Origin of the sequence: Diaphorobacter sp. MNS-0, from assembly GCF_019602835.1 — a bacterium.
Classification (GTDB): Bacteria; Pseudomonadota; Gammaproteobacteria; order Burkholderiales; family Burkholderiaceae_C; genus Diaphorobacter; species Diaphorobacter nitroreducens.
The window spans coordinates 3,362,102-3,381,591 of record NZ_CP080761.1; the positions used below are offsets into that span (position 1 = coordinate 3,362,102).

The following is a 19,490-nucleotide window of genomic DNA, read 5'->3' on the forward strand; positions in this document are numbered from 1 at the left end:
TTCCCCCTATCCGACTGCAGCTCTTCTTACGCTGGCATGAACCAGATCAAGTTCGCGGTTCCGGCGGTCAGGTCCGCCATCTCAGCACGCCGTTACGTGCACCCCGGAGCGGGGCCGAGTATAGGCGACTTGACCGCCAGCAAGGTGCCTTACAGCAGACGCTCGAGGATCAGCACCAGGAAGAACATGGACGCCGCGATCACGGTCCATTTGACGATGACCAGTCCAAAACGCTTGTAGCGCTGCTGTCCCGTAGCGGCAAAAAAGGCAAACGACACGCCGGCAGCCAGCAGCAGCAGAAGGACAGCCCATCGGAAGATCAACATGCACGCGTCCCCCGTCCGTTACCAGGCACGCACCGGCTGTGTGAAACCTGCGGGCGCCTGGCGCTCATTCTCGAAGGTCACGATCTCCCACGCATCCTCGTGGGCCAGCAGTTCGCGCAACAGCAGGTTGTTCATGGCGTGGCCCGAGCGGAAGGCGCTATAGGCCGCCAGCAGCGGCTTGCCGACGAGGTACAGGTCACCCATGGCATCGAGGATCTTGTGGCGGGCGAACTCGGCGTCGTAGCGCAGGCCATCGGCGTTGAGCACCTTGTAGTCGTCCATGACGATGGCGTTGTCCAGCCCGCCACCCAGCGCCAGGCCGCTGGAGCGCAGCATCTCCACGTCCTTCGTGAAGCCGAAGGTGCGGGCGCGCGCAATGTCGCGCGCGTAGTTGCCTTCGCCCAGATCGAACTCCGCGCTCTGCCCGGTGGAGTCCACGGCGGGGTGGGCGAAGTCGATGTCGAAGCGCAGCTTGAAGCCATGGTAGGGCTCCAGCCGCGCCCACTTGAGCTGCTGGCCCGTGCCTTCACGCACTTCCACGGGGCGCTTGACCCGTATGAAGCGCTTGGGCGCGTTCTGCAACTCCACCCCCGCGCTTTGCAGCAGGAACACGAAGGAAGCGGACGATCCGTCGAGGATCGGCACCTCCTCCGCCGTGATGTCGATGTAGAGGTTGTCCAGCCCCAGCCCTGCGCAGGCCGACATGAGGTGCTCCACGGTATGCACCTTCGCACCACCAGCGCCAATGGTCGAGGCCATGCGCGTATCCACGACGGCCGTGGCGGTAATGGGAATGTCCACCGGCTCCGGCAGATCCACGCGGCGGAACACGATCCCCGTGTCCGGCTGTGCCGGGCGCAACGTCAACTCGACCCGCTGGCCGCCGTGCAGGCCTACGCCCACGGCGCGGGTCAGGGTCTTGATGGTGCGTTGCTGAAGCATCCGCCGATTTTAGTCCGCCACACACGGGCCGGCAGTACCCCTTTTCTATGACGTTGATAGCAGCGAAACGTTCTGCCGCCTGCGCTGCGCGTCGATCTGCAGAAGCGCTGACATACGGACAACGAGCGCGTCGCCGAACAAAATTGGAACAAATGCGGTAATTATGTTAATAAATGTTTACAAAACTCGCCATTTTGGCGAATTTCGGAGAAAGCCCCCCATGACCAAGCTCAGCCTCAAGATGAAGATTCTTGCCATGCTGGGAACGGCGCTGCTCGCGCTGATCGTGATGTCGACCCTGTCGTTGCTGCAGGAGCGCAAGCTCATCATCGACGCCCGCAAGGAAACCCTGACCACCGCCGTGCAGACGGCGCACAGCATCGTCGCCGCTTACAAGGAAGCGGCCGACAAGGGCGCGATGAGCGTAGAGGACGCGCAGAAGGCCGCCAAGGAATCCCTGCGCCTGTCGCGCTACGGCGGTGCGGAAGGCAAGACCGAGTATTTCTACATCTGGACCATGGACAGCCGCGGCGTGATGCATCCCATCAAGCCCGAGTGGGAAGGCCAGGACATGGCCGGCAAGCTCAAGGACGGCGATGGCAACGACCTGCTCAAACAGATCACGGACGCACTGCAGCGCAGCAAGGATGGCAAGGCGTCGCAGATGGTGGCCTCGCTGCGCCGCCTCGTGGTTGAGGTGCGCAGCGCCTCAGACAGCATTGCCACCGCGGCCAGTGAGATCGCGCAGGGCAACAACGACCTGGCCCATCGCACCGAGGACACGGCCAGCAACCTGCAGGCCACGGCCAGCAGCATGGAAGAGCTCTCCAGCACGGTGCGCCAGACCTCCGACGCCACCCAGACCGCCAACCAATTGGCCGCATCGGCCGCGCAGGTGGCGGCACGCGGCGGGGACGTGGTATCCCTGGTGGTGAGCACCATGGAAGGCATCAACGCCAGCAGCGGCAAGATCAGTGACATCATCGGCGTGATCGACGGTGCCGCCTTCCAGACCAACATCCTGGCGCTCAACGCTGCCGTGGAGGCCGCGCGCGCCGGCGAACAAGGCCGGGGCTTTGCCGTGGTGGCCGGAGAGGTCCGCACGCTCGCGCAGCGCAGTGCGCAAGCCGCCAAGGAGATCAAGGCGTTGATCAACGATTCGGTGGAAAAGGTCCGCTCCGGCACGACACTGGTGGACAGCGCCGGCAGCACCATGACCGAGATCGTCAGCAGCGTTCAGCGGGTGACGGACATCATTGGCGAAGTGCGCGCCGCCACCTCCGAGCAAAGCCAGGGCATTGCCCAGGTCAGCACCGCCATGCACCAGCTTGACCAGATGACGCAGCAGAACTCCGCGCTGGTGGAGGAATCCACCGCCGCGGCGGCCAGCCTGCGCGAGCAGGCCATGAAGCTGACGGACGTGGTGGCGCTGTTCCGCGTGCAGGCAGGCGAGGTACAGCGACCCCGCCCCGCCACGGCGCCCACGCGTGCTGCAGCCCCCGCGGCGCGCGCCGATCCGTGCGGCACTCACAGGCGCCAGTGCGCGCCGTGTAGCGCACGTCATGCGGATGCGCGACCGCACATGAAAAAGCCGCTGGCACGCCAGCGGCTTTTTCATTCAGGCACCTTGGTCGTGGCGCCGGTGGAGCTTCAGTCCGCCTGCTTGCGCAGGAAGGCCGGAATCTCCAGTTCGTCCATGCCGCCCGAAGACAGCGCATCCACGCGCGCCGTGGCCACGGAACGGTTGGTGCGCCAGACGCTCGGCACGGCCATGCTGCCGTAGTCGGCCTGGGCCGCACCGCCCACCATGCCGGCGGAAACTCCGACCGCTGCGCCGGCCATCGGCATCTGGTACGCCACGTTGTCCGTGCCGGTGCGCAGGCTGCCCTGCACCACCTGCATGGGCTGGCGGCGCGCGTTCTGGCGCGACAGGCCCGTGGCCACCACGGTCACGCGGATCTCGTCACCCAGCGTGTCGTCGTATGCCGCGCCGAAGATCACATGCGCGTCCGGCGAGGCGTAGGCGTTGATGGTGTTCATTGCCAGCCGCGATTCGGCCAGCTTGAGGCTGCCCTTGCTTGCGGTGACCAGCACCAGCACGCCCTTGGCGCCCGACAGGTCGATGCCTTCGAGCAGCGGGCAGGCGATGGCCTGCTCGGCCGCGATGCGCGCGCGATCCGGGCCGCTGGCCGTGGCCGTGCCCATCATCGCCTTGCCGGGTTCGCCCATCACGGTGCGCACGTCCTCGAAGTCCACGTTCACCTGGCCGTACTCGTTGATGATCTCGGCGATACCGCCGACCGCGTTCTTGAGCACATCGTTGGCGTGCGCGAAGGCTTCTTCCTGGGTGATGTCATCGCCCAGCACCTCCAGCAGCTTCTCGTTGAGCACGACGATCAGCGAGTCGACGTTGGCTTCGAGCTCGGCCAGCCCATCGTCGGCGTTCTTCATGCGGCGCCCGCCCTCCCAGTCGAAGGGCTTGGTGACCACGCCCACCGTGAGGATGCCCATCTCCTTGGCCACGCGCGCGATCACGGGCGCAGCGCCCGTGCCCGTGCCGCCGCCCATGCCGGCGGTAATGAACAGCATGTGCGAGCCCTGGATGGCCTGCCGGATGTCCTCCTGCGCAGCCTCGGCGGCCTCGCGGCCCTTGTCGGGCTTGCTGCCCGCGCCCAAGCCGCTTGCGCCCAGTTGGATGGTGCGATGCGCCGTGCTGCGGGTGAGCGCCTGCGCGTCGGTGTTGGCCGTGACGAACTCCACGCCCTGCACGTTGCGCGAGATCATGTGCTCGACGGCGTTGCCGCCGCCCCCGCCGACACCGATCACCTTGATCTGCGTGCCCTGGTTGAACTCTTCGGACTCGATCATTTCGATGGTCATGATGGTGCTCCTGAAACTTGGGTTGTGATTTGCAATTGCCGTAGGTTGGTGTTTGTTAGGGGACGGTCATTGCCGTCGGGCGGAGGCGCGGTACTTCGCCATCGCCCGCGGCGCCGCGGCGGCGGACTGGCGCGTGCCATCCAGAGCGGGGGGAAGGTCATGTCAGAAGTTCCCCACGATGAAGTCCTTGAACCGGCCGAACGCGGTCTTCACCGAGCCGCTCTTGGCTGCCACCTTGAAGCCGCGCAGGCGCGCCAGGCGCGCCTCTTCCAGCAGGCCCATGACCGTGGCGGCGCGCGGCTGGGCAATCATGTCGGCCAGCGCGCTGGAGTACTTCGGGATGCCGCGGCGCACGGGCTTGAGGAAGATGTCCTCGCCCAGCTCCACCATGCCCGGCATGACGGAGCTGCCGCCCGTGATCACGATGCCCGAGGACAGCACCTCCTCATAGCCGGACTCGCGGATCACCTGCTGCACCAGCGAGAAGATCTCCTCCACGCGCGGTTCGATCACGCCCGCCAGCGCCTGCTTGGACAGCATGCGCGGGCTGCGGTCGCCCAGGCCCGGCACCTCGACCTGCGCCTCAGGGTCGGCGAGCAACTGCTTGGCGTAGCCGCTCTCCACCTTGATGTCCTCGGCGTCCTTGGTGGGTGTGCGCAGCGCCATCGCGATATCGCTGGTGATCAGGTCGCCCGCGATCGGGATCACCGCCGTGTGGCGGATCGCCCCCCCGGTGAAGATGGCCACATCGGTGGTGCCCGCGCCAATGTCCACCACGGCCACGCCCAGTTCGCGCTCGTCATCGGTAAGGACGGCCTGGCTGCTCGCCAGCGGGTTCAGCATCAGCTGCTCCACTTCCAGGCCGCAGCGGCGCACGCACTTGATGATGTTCTCGGCCGCGCTCTGCGCACCGGTCACGATGTGGATCTTGGCCTCCAGGCGGATGCCGCTCATGCCGATGGGCTCTTTGACATCCTGCCCGTCGATCACGAATTCCTGCGGCTCCACCAGCAGCAGCCGCTGGTCGCTGGAGATGTTGATGGCCTTGGCCGTCTCCACCACGCGCGCCACGTCCGCCGGCGTGACCTCCTTGTCCTTCACGGCCACCATGCCGCTGGAGTTGAGGCCGCGGATATGGCTGCCCGTGATGCCGGTATAGACGCGCTGGATCTTGCAGTCGGCCATCAACTCGGCCTCCTTCAGCGCCTGCTGGATGCTCTGCACCGTGGCGTCGATGTTCACCACCACGCCGCGCTTCAAGCCATTGCTGGGGGCTACGCCCAGGCCGGCCAGCTTCAGCTCGCCCCCGGGCAGCACTTCAGCGACGACTGCCATGACCTTGGCGGTGCCGATGTCCAGCCCCACGACCACGTCTTTGTATTCTCTTGCCATAGTTCTCTGTCCTGCCCTCAGTTGTTCTGCCCCGCCCTGCGCGCATGCGACGCCGCGCGCAGCGCAGCCGCCTTCTGTGCATCCGTACTCACGGTGGTGACGCCGCGCAGGCGCAGCGCATAGCCGCTTTCATGCCGCAAGTCGGCGTACTCCAGCGCATCCACGCGACGCCCCTGCCGCTGCGCCACGTCCGGCAGCGTGTGCACCAAACGCGACACGCGCTGCATCAGCAATTGCGTCGAGCCACTCCCCAGCTCCAGCACCGCCCCGCTGTCCAGCGTGACCCGCCAGCCTCCATTCCCCGTGAGCTGCAACGAGTCGATGCCGGAACCCAGCGGCGCCAACGCGGGCGCCAGCTGGCGGTACATCTGCAGCAACTCCGCGGAGCGCTCGGGCGTGCCCATCAGGCGCGGCAGGTTGTCCTGCTCCAGGTCGCCCGCGTCGGCTTCAAAGACCTCGCCCCGGCTATTGACCAGGGTGTCGCTGCCTTCGGCGCCCCAGTAGGCGACCACGTCGTGCTCCTGCAGCTGCACGCGCAGGCCACTGGGGAACTCGCGGCGCACATAGGCCTGCCGCACCCAGGGCACCTGCTCGAAGGCGCGGCGCGCGGCCTGCAAGTCGATGGTGAAGAAGTTGCCCACGAGTTGCGGCGCAACGTTGGCACGCAGGCTCAACGCGCTGGTGTGCACGAGGTCGCCTTCCACCACGATGCGCCCGATCGAGAACGCGGGATGGCGCAGCAGCCAGCCCCCGCCCACCGCCAGCACGGCCAGGGCGCAGCCCAGGAACAGGACCGTGGCGGTCATGTTCATGAGGCGAACGTCCAGCGGTGCGGGCAGCGTGTTGTTCATACCGGCTCCCGTCCTCCTGCCGCACCGGCCCGGCCCTGCAGCGCGTCCAGCGACGCGCTCGCCAGGATGCGCAGGCACAGGTCGGGGTAGCTGACGCCGCTGGCATTGGCCGACATCGGCACCAGCGAGTGGCCGGTCATGCCGGGCGAGGTGTTGATTTCCAGCAGGAAGGGCTTGCGATCGCTCGCGCGGATCATGATGTCGGCGCGCGCCCAGCCGCGGCAACCCAGCGTACGGTAAGCCTGCACGACGATGCGCTGGATCTCGCGCTCATCGGCCTCGGGCAGACCGCTCGGGCAGTGGTACTGCGTGACGTCGGTGAAGTACTTGTTCTGGTAGTCGTAGTTGCCCTGGGGCGCCTCGATGCGGATCACCGGCAGCGCGCGCGCCTCGGCGCCTTGGCCCAGTATGGGACAGGTGGTCTCGTCACCATCGATGAACTGCTCGCACAGCACCTCGGGGTCATGCTGCGCGGCCAGCCGATATGCCTGTTCGCACTGCCCCAGCGAAGTGACCTTGGTCAGGCCGATGGTGGAGCCCTCGCGCGAGGGCTTGACGATCATCGGCGCGCCCAGCTCCTGGAATGCCTGGGCCGTCTCCGCACTGCTGGACACCAGGCGCCAGTCTGGCGTGGGCAAGCCGTCCGCGCGCCAGATGCGCTTGGTCATGATCTTGTCCATGGCGATGCTGGACGCCATCACGCCGGGACCGGTGTACGGAATGCCCAGCAGCTCCAGCGCGCCCTGCACCGTACCGTCCTCGCCATGGCGGCCGTGCAGCGCGATGAAGCAGCGGCTGTAGCCGTGGGCCTTGAGCTCCGACAGATCACTGTGCGCGGGGTCGAACGCATGCGCGTCCACGCCACGCGAGCGCAGCGCCTGCAGCACGCCGCCGCCCGACATCAGCGACACCTCACGCTCGGCCGACGTGCCCCCCATGAGCACGGCCACTTTGCCCAGCGCCTTCACATCAATCTTGAGGTCATTTTGGCTCATTGCGCCCGTCCTTCCTGCGCTAGCAGCTCATTTTTTTGTAGCAAATCAACCACCTTGGCGGGTACGCCACCGATCGAGCCCGCCCCCATGCACAGCACCACATCGCCATCCCGGGCGCCCGCGGCAATGCGCTGCGGCATGTCGGCCACGTTGTCGATGAACACCGGCTCCACCGTGCCGGCCACGCGCAGTGCGCGCGCCAGCGACCGGCCGTCGGCCGCCACGATGGGAGCCTCGCCCGCGGCATAGACCTCGGTCAGCAGCACCGCGTCGGCTGTGCCCAGCACCTTGACGAAGTCCTCGAAGCAGTCGCGCGTGCGGCTGTAGCGGTGCGGCTGGAAGGCCAGCACCAGGCGCCGCCCCGGATACGCCCCGCGCGCGGCCGCAAGCGTGGCCGCCATCTCCACCGGGTGGTGCCCGTAGTCCTCGATGAGCGTGAAGTGCCCCCCACCCTGCGCGGGCAGGTCGCCGTGGCGCTGGAAGCGCCGACCCACCCCGGTGAAACCAGCGAGTGCGCGCAGCAGGGCGTCGTCGGGCACGTTCAGCTCGGCCGCCACGGCGATCACCGCCAGGGCGTTGAGCACGTTGTGCTCGCCGGCCAGGTTGAGCACGACCTGCAGGTCCGGCAGCGTCACGCCGTTGCGCCGCTGCACGGTGAAATGCATCTGCGTGCCCACGGCACGCACATCCACGGCGCGCACCTCGGCATCCTCGGACAGGCCGTAGCTCGTCACCGGGCAGGTCACCAGCGGCAGGATGTCGCGCACCGCCGGGTTGTCGATGCACAGGATGGCCGTGCCGTAAAACGGCATACGGTGCAGGAAGTCCACGAACGCCTGCTTGAGCCGGCCGAAGTCGTGGCCGTAGGTCTCCATGTGATCGGCATCGATGTTGGTGACCACGGCCATCACAGGCAGCAGGTTGAGGAACGAGCCATCCGACTCGTCGGCCTCGACCACGATGTACTCGCCCTGGCCGAGCTTGGCATTGGTGCCCGCGCTGTTCAGCCGCCCGCCGATCACGAAGGTCGGGTCCAGCCCCGCCTCCCCCAGCACGCTGGCCACCAGGCTGGTGGTGGTGGTCTTGCCGTGTGCGCCGGCAATGGCGATGCCCTTGCGCAGGCGCATCAGCTCGGTCAGCATCAACGCGCGCGGCACCACGGGTATCTTGCGCTCACGCGCGGCCAGCACCTCGGGGTTGTCGGCCTGCACAGCGGTGGAGGTCACGACGGCGTCCGCACCAGCGATGTGCGCCGCCGCGTGGCCCACATGGGTGGCCACGCCCAGTGACTGCAGGCGGCGCAGCGTGGGGCTGTCGGCCAGGTCGGAGCCGGAAACCACATAGCCCAGGTTGTGCAACACCTCGGCAATGCCGCACATGCCGGAGCCGCCGATGCCGACGAAGTGGATGTGGCGAATGGCCTGCTTCATCGTGCCAGCCTTTCACATGCCGCGACGATGTCGCGGGTTGCGTTGATCTTTCGCATCGTGCGTGCCTTTTGCGCCTTGGCCAGCAGGTCCTGGCGCTTCATGTTCTGCAGCATCTCGGCCAGGCCGTGGGCGGTCAGGTCGGCCTGCTGCACCAGCCAGCCCCCGCCCACCTTCACCAGGTACTGCGCGTTGGTGGTCTGGTGGTCGTCCACCGCGTGCGGGAATGGCACGAAGACCGCCGCAGCCCCCACGGCCGCAATCTCCGTCACCGTGCTGGCGCCCGCGCGGCACAGCACCAGGTCCGCTTCGGCGAACGCGGCCGCGGTGTCCTCGATGAACGGCGTGAGCGTGGCCTCGACGCCCGCCGCCGCGTAGCTGCGGCGCAGGGCCTCGATTTGGGACTCTCCGCTCTGGTGGGTGACGATGGGTCGGTCCTGCTCATGGATCCATGCCAGCGCCTGGGGCACGATGTCGTTGAGCGCCTTGGCGCCCAGACTGCCGCCCACCACCAGCAGGCGCAGCGGACCTTCGCGCCCGGCAAGGCGCCGCTCGGGACGGGGCTGGCGCGTAAAGGCGCGCCGCATGGGGTTGCCCACCCACTGCGCATCGGGCAGCACATTGGGAAAGGCCGTGTAGACCCGCGTGGCCAGCCGCGACAGCAGCTTGTTGGCCATGCCGGGCACGGAGTTCTGCTCGTGCAGCAGCAGCGGCTTGCGCGCCAGGCGCGCGGCAATGCCGCCAGGGAAGGTGACGTACCCGCCCAGGCCGATCACCACGTCCGGCTGCAGCCGACGCACGACCGCGCGCGCCTGCAGGCATGCGCGCGCCAGCCGCAGCGGCAAGGCCAGCAGCGTCTTCAGGCCCTTGCCGCGCACGCCGGAGAAATCGATGGGCTCGAACGCAAAACCGCGCGGCGGCACCAGGCGCTCTTCCATGCTGCCGGGCGTGCCCAGCCAATGCACCTGCCAGCCACGTTCGCGCAGCGCCTCGGCCAGTGCCAGGCCAGGAAAGATATGTCCACCCGTTCCACCGGCCATGACCAGCGCCGTGCGTTGGCGCGCGGGAAGGGAGTGCGCAGAGCGCTCCAGGACCTGCGTCGCGGGAAAGTTGGACTGAACGCCCTCGCGCCGTCCGGCCCGCGCGCGCGCGGATCGCCCACGGCGGGGGTGCTGGCTGTGGCCGAAACGTGACGTCATGTCGGCGCTCCTGGTGCGCGGCGCGCGCGCAGGGGCATGGCAAGCCGGCAGTACCGACGCACTGCCACCAGCCCGAGGTGGTGAATAAGGTTCCTCATGCACGGCCTCCGCGCATGAGCAGCTTGTTTTCGTAATCCACACGCAGGACCACCGCGATGGCGACCAGGTTCATCAGGATGGCCGATCCGCCAAAGCTCATCAGCGGCAGCGTCAGCCCCTTGGTGGGCAGCGCCCCCAGGTTCACTCCCATGTTGATGAAGGCCTGAAAGCCCACCCATATCGCCACGCCCTGGGCTACGAGGCCCGAGAACACGCGGTCCAGCGCGATGGCCTGGCGGCCGATGTGCATGATGCGCCGCGTCATCCACAGGAAGGCGACGATCAGCGTGAGCACACCCACCAGGCCAAATTCTTCGCCGATCACCGCCAGCAGGAAGTCGGTATGCGCCTCGGGCAGCCAGTGCAGCTTCTCGACGCTGCCACCCAGCCCCACACCGAAGATCTCGCCGCGGCCAATGGCGATCAGCGCATGCGAGAGCTGGTAGCCCTTGCCCAGGGCATGTTGCTCGCTGAACGGATCGAGGTAGGCAAACACGCGCTCGCGGCGCCAGGGTGAGCTGGCGATCATGATGGCGAAGGCCGCCACCAGCACACCCGCAATCAGGAAGAACATGCGCGCGTTCACGCCCCCCAGGAACAGGATGCCCATGGCGATCACCGCGATCACCATGAAGGCGCCCATGTCGGGCTCTGCCAGCAGCAGCGCACCCACCACCGCCACGGCGGCGGCCATGGGCAGCACGGCGCGAAAGAACCGCTCCTTGACCTCCATCTTGCGCACCATGTAGTCCGATGCGTAGATCAGCACCGCGAACTTCGCCAGCTCGGACGGCTGGAAGTTCATGAACCCCAGGCTGAGCCAGCGCCGCGCGCCGTTCACCATGGTGCCCACGTGCGGGATCAGCACCGCGATCAATAGCACGATGGAGGCCACGAACAACCACGGCGCCATGCGCTCCCAAGTGTCCATCGATACCTGGAACGCGATCAGTGCCGCGACGAACCCCACGCCGATGGCAATCGCGTGGCGCAGCAGGAAGTGCGTGGGCGCGATGTTGCCAAAGCGCGGGTTGTCCGGCATGGCGATCGAGGCCGAATACACCATCACCACGCTGAAGGCCAGCAGCAGGACCACCACCCACAACAGCGCCTGGTCGAAGCCCAGCACGCGTGCGGGCGTGGCGGCCGTGCGACGGTATTCGGTGCCGCCCACGCGCACGGGCAGGACGTCGGCGTTTGCGGCCGGCGCGGCACCCGCCCAGGCCCGCATGCGCTGCCACAACGAGGGACGGGAAGCGGCGGTCGCGGCGGTCATGCCGTCCCTCCTTCCAGCGTCTGGCCGGCGTCTTCGGCCAGCGCCTGCACGGCTTCGCAGAAAACGCGAGCGCGGTGCGCGTAATTGTCGAACATGTCCAGGCTGGCGCAGGCGGGCGACAGCAGCACGGCGTCGCCCACATGGGCGCGCTGTGTGGCCAACTGCACGGCCTCGGGCAGCGTGGCGGCGTCCTGCAGCGGCACGCCGCAGCCCTGCAGCGCGGCGCGGATCTGCGGCGCGTCGCGCCCGATCAACACCACCGCGCGCGCATAGCGCGCCACGGGCGCGGCCAGCGGCGAGAAGTCCTGACCCTTGCCGTCGCCACCCAGGATCACCACCAGGCGCCGGTCGGCGCCCAGCCCGGTCAGCGCAGCCACCGTGGCGCCCACGTTGGTGCCCTTGCTGTCGTCGAAGTACTCCACCTCGTGCACGATGCCCACGGACTCCACGCGGTGCGGCTCACCGCGGTATTCGCGCAGGCCGTAGAGCATGGGCGCGAGCGGGCAGCCCGCAGCCTGGGCCAACGCCAGCGCAGCCAGGGCATTGATGGCGTTGTGCCGCCCGCGGATGCGCAGCGCGTCGGCGGGCATCAGGCGCTGGATGTGCAGCTCGGCGTCCTGCGCCTTGCCGCGCTTGGCCGTTTCGTCCGCCTCGTGTGCACGCACCAGCCAGGCCATGCCGCTGACCACCTCGATGCCGAAGTCCCCCGGGCGCTGCGGCATGTCACCACCGAAGGTCACGTGTGCGCGCAACTGGGGCTTTTGCAGCTTCACGCGCACTGGCGGCGGCAGCAGGGCCATGACTTCCGCGTCCTCGCGGTTGAGCACCATGAGGCCGGTTTCGCCGAAGATGCGCCCCTTGGCCTGTGCGTAGGCCTGCAGGCTGCCGTGCCAGTCCAGGTGGTCCTGCGTGATGTTGAGCACGGCCGCGGCCGTGGGCTCGAAGCCCTGCACGCCATCGAGCTGAAAGCTCGACAGCTCCAGCACCCACACCTCGGGCAGCGTGCCCGCGTCGATGTGCTGCGCCAGCGTATCCAGCAGCGTGGGGCCGATGTTGCCGGCCACCGCCACGCGCTTGTCCGCGCACTCCACCAGCAGCCCCGTGAGCGAGGTCACGGTGGTTTTGCCATTGGTGCCGGTGATGGCCAGCACCGCGGGCGCATAGCCCTGACCGGCGCGCAGCTCGCGCAGCGCCTGCGCATACAAGCCCAATTCGCCTTCCACGCTTATCTGGCACGCGCGAGCAGCTATAACAACAGGAGCAATCTCATTCGGACTCAGACCTGGCGAGCGGTATACCGCGTGCAGCGCGCGCCCCTGCACCAGGGTCTCATCGAAGGCGCCGGCGATGAACTCCACCTGCGGCAGTTCTGCGCGCAGCACCGCCAGCTGCGGCGGACTGCTGCGCGTGTCGGCCACGGTGACCTGCGCACCACAGCGCACACACCAGCGCGCCATGGCCAGGCCCGAGGCGCCCAGGCCCAGCACCAGCACCTGCTTGCCGGCAAGCGCGGGCGGCGCCTGCGGGGCCTCCTCGGACGCGACGGCAGGTTCCTCAACGGCGTGGTCCGCAGCCGGAGAAACGGGTGTGTCTTCAGCAGACGCGCCAGCGCCACCGTCCGCCGGAGCCGCGTCGGCAAAGATGCGCGCCACGAACTCGGCCGCGGCGGCCGCGGCTGACACCGCGGGTGCGGTGTAGTCATAGCGCGCCGCTGCATCTTGCGCGGGCGCTGGCAAGGGCGATAGATCCTGCGGCGGACTGTCGTGCGCCGCATCCTGCGGCAACGCGTCGTCCCGCTCCCCGGGCGTGGGCGTGGACGGGGGCGCCGGGGGCACAGTCGTCGCTGCGGCGCCGAATGCGTCGGGGTGCAGGGGATCGTGGTGGCCAGTGTTCATCGCAGCTTCAGCGTGGTCAGACCCACGAGGCACAACAGCATGGTGATGATCCAAAAGCGCACGACGACCTGCGTCTCCTTCCAGCCGCTCTTCTCAAAGTGGTGGTGCAGCGGCGCCATCTTGAGGAGGCGCCGGCCCTCGCCATACTTGCGCTTGGTGTACTTGAACCAGGTCACCTGCAGCATCACCGAAAGCGCTTCCACCACGAAGATGCCGCCCATGATGGCCAGCACGATCTCCTGGCGCACGATGACCGCGATCGTGCCCAGCGCAGCGCCCAAAGCCAGCGCGCCGACGTCGCCCATGAAAACCTGGGCGGGGTGGGTGTTGAACCACAGGAAGGCGAGGCCCGCGCCCGCCATGGCGGCGCAGAAGATCAACAGCTCGCCCGAGCCGGCGATATAAGGAAACAGCAGGTATTTCGCATAGCCCGCGTTACCGGTCACGTAGGCGAAGATGCCCAGCGAGGCGCCCACCATGATCACGGGCATGATGGCCAGGCCGTCCAGGCCGTCGGTCAGGTTCACGGCGTTGCTGGAGCCCACGATCACCAGGTAGGTCAGGATCACGAAGCCCAGCACCCCCAGCGGGTAGCTCACTTCCTTGAAGAACGGCACCAGCAGGCCTGCCTTGGGCGGCAGGTCCATCAAAAAGCCGGACTGCACCCAGGTGATGAACAGCTCGAACACCCGCGTGTTGGAGTTCTCGGAAATGCTGAACACCAAGTACAGCGCGGCCAGCAGCCCGATCACCGATTGCCAGAAATACTTCTCGCGCGAACGCATGCCCTCGGGGTCCTTGTTGACCACCTTGCGCCAGTCGTCTACCCAGCCAATGGCGCCAAACCCCAGCGTCACGGCCAGCACGATCCACACGAAACGGTTGGACAGGTCGAACCACAGCAGCGTGGAGATGGCAATGGAGCCCAGAATCAACACGCCGCCCATGGTGGGCGTGCCGCTCTTGGACAGGTGCGTCTGCATGGCGTAGCTGCGGATGGGCTGGCCGATCTTCAGCGCCGTGAGCATGCGAATGACCCTGGGGCCCGCAATCAGGCCGATGAGCAGCGCCGTCAACGCTGCCATTACCGCGCGGAAAGTGAGGTACTGAAACACGCGCAGAAAACTGAATTCGGGAGACAGGCCCTGCAGCCATTGCGCCAGCATTACAAGCATGCAGCCCCCTCTTGCCCGGCAGCGGCGGCAACGATGACGCCCGCAGCGCCGCCCTCATGCAAGGCCTGTAGCGCCTGCACGACCTGTTCCATCTTCATGAATCGCGATCCCTTCACCAGCACGCTGCCCACGGCGGGCAGGGCCTGCACCACCGCGGCCTGCAGCGCAGCCATGTCCTTGAAATGCCGTGCCGTCGGCCCGCAGGCCTGCACGGCGTGGGCGCTTAGGTCGCCCAGCGCAAACAGCTGCTCGATGCCGCGCGCACGGGCGTGCGCGCCGGCCTCGGCGTGGAACTGCGGCCCCTGGTCGCCCACCTCGCCCATGTCCCCCAGCACCAGCAGGCGCGGGCCAGGCAGTGCGGCCAACACCTCGATGGCCGCATGCACCGAGTCGGGGTTGGCGTTGTAGCTGTCGTCCACCACCGTGATGGAACGCCCCCCGCAACGCACGGCCAGCGCCCGCGAGCGCCCGTTGACCGGCGCGAAAGCCGCCAGCCCTTGCGCAATGCTCGCCAGAGGCACCCCCGCGGCCAGCGCGCAGGCCGTGGCGGCCAGGGCATTGGTGACGTTGTGGCGCCCTGCGATGGCCAGCCGCGTATCGAATGCGCCGTTGGGGGTGTCGATGCGCACCTGCCATGCGCCGTCGCCCCATTGCGCTGCGGCGCAGCGCACCTCGCCCGCGGCCTCGCCAAAGGTCAGGCAGTGCCGCGTGTCGGCCAGCTCGCGCCACAAGGGCGTGAAGGCATCTGCCGCCGGGAACACAGCCGTGCCATCGGCCGTCAGGGCAGACAGCACGCTGCCGTTCTCGCGCGCCACGGCCTCCACCGTGTGCATGAATTCCAGGTGCTCGCGCTGGGCGTTGTTGACCAGGGCCACGGTGGGCCGGGCAATGTCCGCCAGATTCGCGATCTCGCCGGGATGGTTCATGCCCAACTCGACCACCGCAGCCTCGTGGCCCGGCCGCAGGCGCAGCAGCGTGAGGGGCACGCCCACGTCGTTATTGAAGTTGCCCTGCGTGGCCAGCGCGGCGTCGCCTTTCCAGGCCCGCAGCACCGCCGCGATCATTTGCGTGACCGTGGTCTTGCCGTTGCTGCCGGTCACGGCGATCAGCGGCAGATCCCGCTGCGCGCGCCAGCCAGCGGCTAGCGCTCCCAGGGCGGCCAGGGTGTCGGGGACCTCGATGCCGGGCAGACCGGCGTCGGCCAGGCCCGCATGCGCAATGGCCGCCGCGGCGCCGGCCGCTCGCGCCTGGGACAGGAACTGGTGCGCATCGAAACGCTCACCCTTGAGCGCCACGAACAGGTCACCTGCGGCCAGCGTGCGGGTATCGGTGTGCACGCGCGCGAGCGGCGTGGCACCTTCGCCGATCAGTCGCGCACCAGGAATGCGGGCGCGCAGCAGATCAAACGCCTGTTGCAGCGTCATCATGGGGGAGTTGTTCTGGTGGTGGCTCATGCCACGCCTCCTCGGCGCGCGAGCGCTGCACGCGCGTGCGCCATGTCGGAGAACGGCACACGCTGGCCCGCCGTCTCCTGATAGTCCTCATGGCCCTTGCCGGCAATCAGCACCACATCGTTGGCGCCGGCCTCGGCCAGCGCTTGCGCGATGGCCGCGGCGCGGTCGACCTCGGCACGCACGCTGGTGCCTGCAATCGTGCCCAGCAGGATCTGGTGGATGATGGATTGCGGCTCCTCACCCCGCGGGTTATCGCTGGTGACGATGACCTCGTCGGCCTCGCGCTGTGCCACGGCTCCCATCAGCGGACGCTTGCCGGCGTCGCGGTTGCCACCGCAGCCGAACACGCACCACAGCCGCCCTCCGCGCTGCGCCGCCACGGGCTTGAGCGCGGCCAGCGCCTGGTGCAGCGCATCGGGCGTGTGGGCATAGTCCACAGCCACCAGCGGCTGGCCAGCGGCCGCCAACTGCTCCATGCGCCCGGGCACGGGCCGCAGGCGCGCACAGGCCTGGAGCGCCTGCGCCAGGGGCACCCCCAGCGCACGCATGCCTGCAATCACGCCCAGCAGGTTGGACACGTTGTACAGGCCGATGACCTGGGTTTGCAGCACCTCGGTATGCGCGCCTTCGGCCACCGTGAAGGCCAGGCCGGCACCCGTGTGCACGATGTGCTTGGCCTGCAGGCGGGCGGGGCCCTGCAGGGAGACGCTCCACAGATCCAGGTCACTGCCCTGCAGCTCGGCATGCAGAGCGGCGCCCTGCGGGTCGTCCACATTGACTACGGATGCGCGCAGCCCCGGCCAGTCGAACAGTGCGCGCTTGGCTTGCCAGTAGGCGGCCATGCCCGGGTGGTAGTCCAGGTGGTCCTGCGTGAAGTTGGTGAACAGCGCCACGTGAATGCGTGTGCCGTCCAGGCGGTGCTCGGCCAGGCCGATAGACGATGCCTCGATGGCGCAGGCGCGATGGCCCGCTTCCGCAAACTGCGCGAAGGCGCGCTGCAGGCGCACCGGGTCGGGGGTCGTCATGCCCGTGGTCTGCAACGCTGGCGGCACGCCCATACCCAAAGTACCCACCAGCGCGCATCCAGCAAGCGCTGGCAGCTCTTTTTTTGATAGCTGATTGAGCGCATCCGCCAGCCACCAGGCCGTGCTGGTCTTGCCGTTGGTGCCGGTCACGGCCAACACCTGCAGGCGCTGGGTAGGGTGGCCGAACCACTCGGAGGCAATCATGCCGGTCGCGGCCTTGAGGCCGCGCAGCGCCGCGATGTGGTCTCCCGCGAGGGCGAAGGGCTCCACGCCCTCGCACTCCACCAGGCAGGCGGCAGCGCCGCGCGCCACGGCGTCGCCCACGTGGGCGCGCCCGTCCGTGGCCGCGCCGGGCCACGCGATGAACCCATCGCCCGGCTGGATCAGGCGGCTGTCCGTCTGCAGCGTACCCGTGACGCGCTGGCGCAGCCAGTCCACGGCCTCCTGCAGGGTGGTGAGCGTGTGCAGTGCGTTCACAGCGATTCCTCCACACCGTTGGAGACGATGAGCGGCTTGACAGCCATGTCGGGCGCCACGCCCATCATGCGCAGGGTCTGCTGCACCACTTCACTGAACACCGGCGCCGCGACCGCACCGCCGTAGATCACGCCGTTGCTGGGCTCGTCGACCATCACGGCCACGATGATGCGCGGTTGGTCGATGGGCGCAAGCCCGGTGAACCAGGCGCGGTACTTGCCCGAGGCGTAGCTCTTGCCCACCTGCTTGCGCGCCGTGCCGGACTTGCCGCCCACGGAATAGCCCACCGTCTGCGCCTTCTGGCCCGTGCCGCCGGGCCCCGCGGCCATCTGCAGCATCTTGCGCACCTGGTTGGCGGTGCGTTCGGAGAACACGGGCACGCCCACGGGCGCTTCGTGGGTCTTCAGCATGGTGGCGGGAATCACCTTGCCGCCGTTGGAAAACACGGTATAGGAGCGCGCCATCTGGAACAGGCTGGCCGACAGCCCGTAGCCGTAGGACATGGTGGCCTGCTCGATGGGCCGCCAGCTCTTGTAGGGGCGCAGCCGCCCGCTCGCCACCCCCGGAAAGGCGATCTGCGGCTTTTGCCCGAAGCCGACGGCAGAGAAGGTTTCCCACATTTCCTGCGCCGGCAGCTGCATCGCGATCTTCGTGGTACCCACGTTGCTGGACTTCTGGATCACGCCCTCCACGGTCAACAGCCCGTAGTTGTGCGTATCGCTGATCGTCGAGCCGGTGATGGTCAAGCGGCCTGGCGTGGTGTCCACGCTGGTTTCGGGCTTGAAGCGGCCGCTCTCCAGCGCCAGCCCCACCGTGATGGGCTTGATGGTGGAGCCGGGTTCGAACACGTCGGTGAGCGCGCGGTTGCGCAGTTGCTCGCCCGTCAGGTTCTGGCGCTTGTCGGGCACATAGCTGGGGTAGTTGGCCAAGGCCAGCACCTCGCCCGTGCGCGCATCCAGCACCACCACGCTGCCGGCCTTGGCCTTGTGCGCCTGCACGGTGTCGCGCAACTTCTGGTAGGCGAAGAACTGCACCTTGCTGTCGATGGACAGCTGCATGTCCTTGCCATCCACGGGCGGCACTTCGGCGCCTACGCCCTCCACCACGCGGCCCAGGCGATCCTTGATCACGCGGCGCGACCCCGGCTTGCCCGCCAGATCCTTGTCGAAGGCCAACTCCATGCCTTCCTGACCGTGGTCTTCCACGTTCGTGAAGCCCACCACGTGCGCGGCGGCTTCGCCCTCGGGATACTGGCGCTTGTATTCCTTGCGCAGGTAGATGCCCTTCAGCCCCAGGGCGGTGACCTGCTGGCCCACGTCCCAGTCGAGCTGGCGCTTGATCCAGACGAAGGTCTTGTCCTCGTCGGCCAGCTTGCCCTGCAGCGTGGACAGCGGCATGTCCATGAGACGCGCCAGGTCCTTGAGCTTGGCGCGCACCTCGGGTTTGGCCATTTCCACATCTTCAGGGATGGCCCAGATGCTGGCCGCCGGAACGCTGGAAGCGAGGATGAGGCCATTGCGGTCGAGGATGCGGCCCCGGTTGGCCGGCAGCTCCAGCGTGCGCGCAAAACGTACCTCGCCCTGGCGCTGAAAGAAGTCGTTGCCAATCACCTGCACGTAGGCGGCGCGCCCCGCCAGGCCCACGAAACCCAGCGCCACCAGGGCGACGATGAACTTGCTGCGCCAGACAGGTGTCTTGCTGGCCAGCAGAGGGCTGGAGGTGTAGTTGACGCTGCGGCTGCTCACGGCGCGCGCCCCTCGCCAGCTGGCACGACGACGTTACCGCCGTCGGTCACGTATTCGGTAATGGCCGGCGTGGCGGTACGCATCTGCAGCCGGTCGCGCGCCAGGCGCTCCACGCGCAGCGGCGTGGCCTGCGCGCGCTTTTCCACCTGCAGACGCTGGTGCTCGGTCTCCAGGCGGCGCGACTCAGCCACCGCGCGATCGAGTTCGGTGAACAGCCTTCGCGACTGGTATTGCGTATGCACGAGGTATAGCGCGCTGGCCATCACCGCCAGCAGCAGCACAAGGCTGATGCGCGTCATCGCCCGCCTCCCGCGTGCCCTGCAACGCTCGAA

Annotated in this window: 15 protein-coding genes, 1 pseudogene and 1 riboswitch; of the genes and pseudogenes, 1 reads left to right on the plus strand and 15 read right to left on the minus strand. The window is 67.9% G+C overall.

Annotated features, from left to right (window positions below; translation table 11 throughout):
* Positions 1-6: 6 nt before the first annotated feature.
* Positions 7-116: riboswitch (TPP riboswitch) on the minus strand.
* A 33-nt stretch (positions 117-149) separates the two neighbouring features.
* Positions 150-326, minus strand: coding sequence for a hypothetical protein (locus tag K2L43_RS15990; RefSeq protein ID WP_011806756.1), 177 nt, complete (start codon positions 324-326; stop codon positions 150-152).
* Between the two features lie 18 nt (positions 327-344).
* Complete coding sequence (gene lpxC, locus K2L43_RS15995; protein WP_220637972.1) at positions 345-1,268, minus strand: UDP-3-O-acyl-N-acetylglucosamine deacetylase; 924 nt, start codon at positions 1,266-1,268, stop codon at positions 345-347.
* Between the two features lie 220 nt (positions 1,269-1,488).
* Between lpxC and K2L43_RS16000 the strand changes: the two are divergent.
* Positions 1,489-2,847, plus strand: a pseudogene (locus tag K2L43_RS16000) (methyl-accepting chemotaxis protein); the annotation flags it as partial.
* A gap of 71 nt (positions 2,848-2,918) precedes the next feature.
* On the opposite strand, the gene ftsZ reads toward K2L43_RS16000, so the two are convergent.
* The 13 genes from ftsZ to ftsL all read right to left on the minus strand — a co-directional run bounded on the left by ftsZ (position 2,919) and on the right by ftsL (position 19,457).
* On the minus strand, positions 2,919-4,148 hold the full coding sequence (gene ftsZ, locus K2L43_RS16005; RefSeq protein WP_011806759.1) for a cell division protein FtsZ: 1,230 nt from the start codon (positions 4,146-4,148) through the stop codon (positions 2,919-2,921).
* A gap of 162 nt (positions 4,149-4,310) precedes the next feature.
* A complete protein-coding gene (gene ftsA / locus K2L43_RS16010) occupies positions 4,311-5,540 on the minus strand; it encodes a cell division protein FtsA (protein WP_015914259.1) in 1,230 nt (409 codons plus the stop codon).
* 17 nt (positions 5,541-5,557) lie between these two features.
* On the minus strand, positions 5,558-6,391 hold the full coding sequence (locus K2L43_RS16015; protein WP_011806761.1) for a cell division protein FtsQ/DivIB: 834 nt from the start codon (positions 6,389-6,391) through the stop codon (positions 5,558-5,560).
* Entirely contained in the window at positions 6,388-7,386 is a 999-nt protein-coding gene (locus tag K2L43_RS16020; RefSeq protein ID WP_220637973.1) for a D-alanine--D-alanine ligase, read from the minus strand. Before K2L43_RS16020 ends, K2L43_RS16015 begins: the two co-directional genes overlap by 4 nt.
* Complete coding sequence (murC, locus tag K2L43_RS16025) at positions 7,383-8,816, minus strand: UDP-N-acetylmuramate--L-alanine ligase (RefSeq protein WP_011806763.1); 1,434 nt, start codon at positions 8,814-8,816, stop codon at positions 7,383-7,385. The genes K2L43_RS16020 and murC overlap by 4 nt, the downstream gene beginning before the upstream one ends.
* Positions 8,813-10,012 (minus strand): undecaprenyldiphospho-muramoylpentapeptide beta-N-acetylglucosaminyltransferase, encoded by a 1,200-nt coding sequence (murG, locus tag K2L43_RS16030; RefSeq protein ID WP_011806764.1) that lies wholly within the window; start codon positions 10,010-10,012, stop codon positions 8,813-8,815. The genes murC and murG overlap by 4 nt, the downstream gene beginning before the upstream one ends.
* Positions 10,013-10,106: 94 nt before the next feature.
* Entirely contained in the window at positions 10,107-11,387 is a 1,281-nt protein-coding gene (ftsW, locus tag K2L43_RS16035) for a putative lipid II flippase FtsW (protein WP_015914263.1), read from the minus strand.
* Positions 11,384-13,282 (minus strand): UDP-N-acetylmuramoyl-L-alanine--D-glutamate ligase, encoded by a 1,899-nt coding sequence (gene murD / locus K2L43_RS16040; RefSeq protein WP_220637974.1) that lies wholly within the window; start codon positions 13,280-13,282, stop codon positions 11,384-11,386. Before murD ends, ftsW begins: the two co-directional genes overlap by 4 nt.
* Positions 13,279-14,457, minus strand: a complete 1,179-nt coding sequence (gene mraY, locus K2L43_RS16045) for a phospho-N-acetylmuramoyl-pentapeptide-transferase (RefSeq protein ID WP_220637975.1) — start codon at positions 14,455-14,457, stop codon at positions 13,279-13,281. The genes murD and mraY overlap by 4 nt, the downstream gene beginning before the upstream one ends.
* Positions 14,448-15,911 (minus strand): UDP-N-acetylmuramoyl-tripeptide--D-alanyl-D-alanine ligase, encoded by a 1,464-nt coding sequence (gene murF / locus K2L43_RS16050; protein ID WP_047350617.1) that lies wholly within the window; start codon positions 15,909-15,911, stop codon positions 14,448-14,450. The genes mraY and murF overlap by 10 nt, the downstream gene beginning before the upstream one ends.
* Positions 15,908-17,413 carry a UDP-N-acetylmuramoyl-L-alanyl-D-glutamate--2,6-diaminopimelate ligase gene (locus K2L43_RS16055; protein WP_220637976.1) on the minus strand — a complete coding sequence of 502 codons (1,506 nt, stop codon included), beginning with the start codon at positions 17,411-17,413 and terminating at the stop codon, positions 15,908-15,910. Before K2L43_RS16055 ends, murF begins: the two co-directional genes overlap by 4 nt.
* A complete protein-coding gene (locus K2L43_RS16060; protein WP_220637977.1) occupies positions 17,410-19,158 on the minus strand; it encodes a penicillin-binding protein 2 in 1,749 nt (582 codons plus the stop codon). The genes K2L43_RS16055 and K2L43_RS16060 overlap by 4 nt, the downstream gene beginning before the upstream one ends.
* Complete coding sequence (gene ftsL / locus K2L43_RS16065) at positions 19,155-19,457, minus strand: cell division protein FtsL (RefSeq protein ID WP_088888337.1); 303 nt, start codon at positions 19,455-19,457, stop codon at positions 19,155-19,157. Before ftsL ends, K2L43_RS16060 begins: the two co-directional genes overlap by 4 nt.
* Positions 19,458-19,490: the final 33 nt, after the last annotated feature.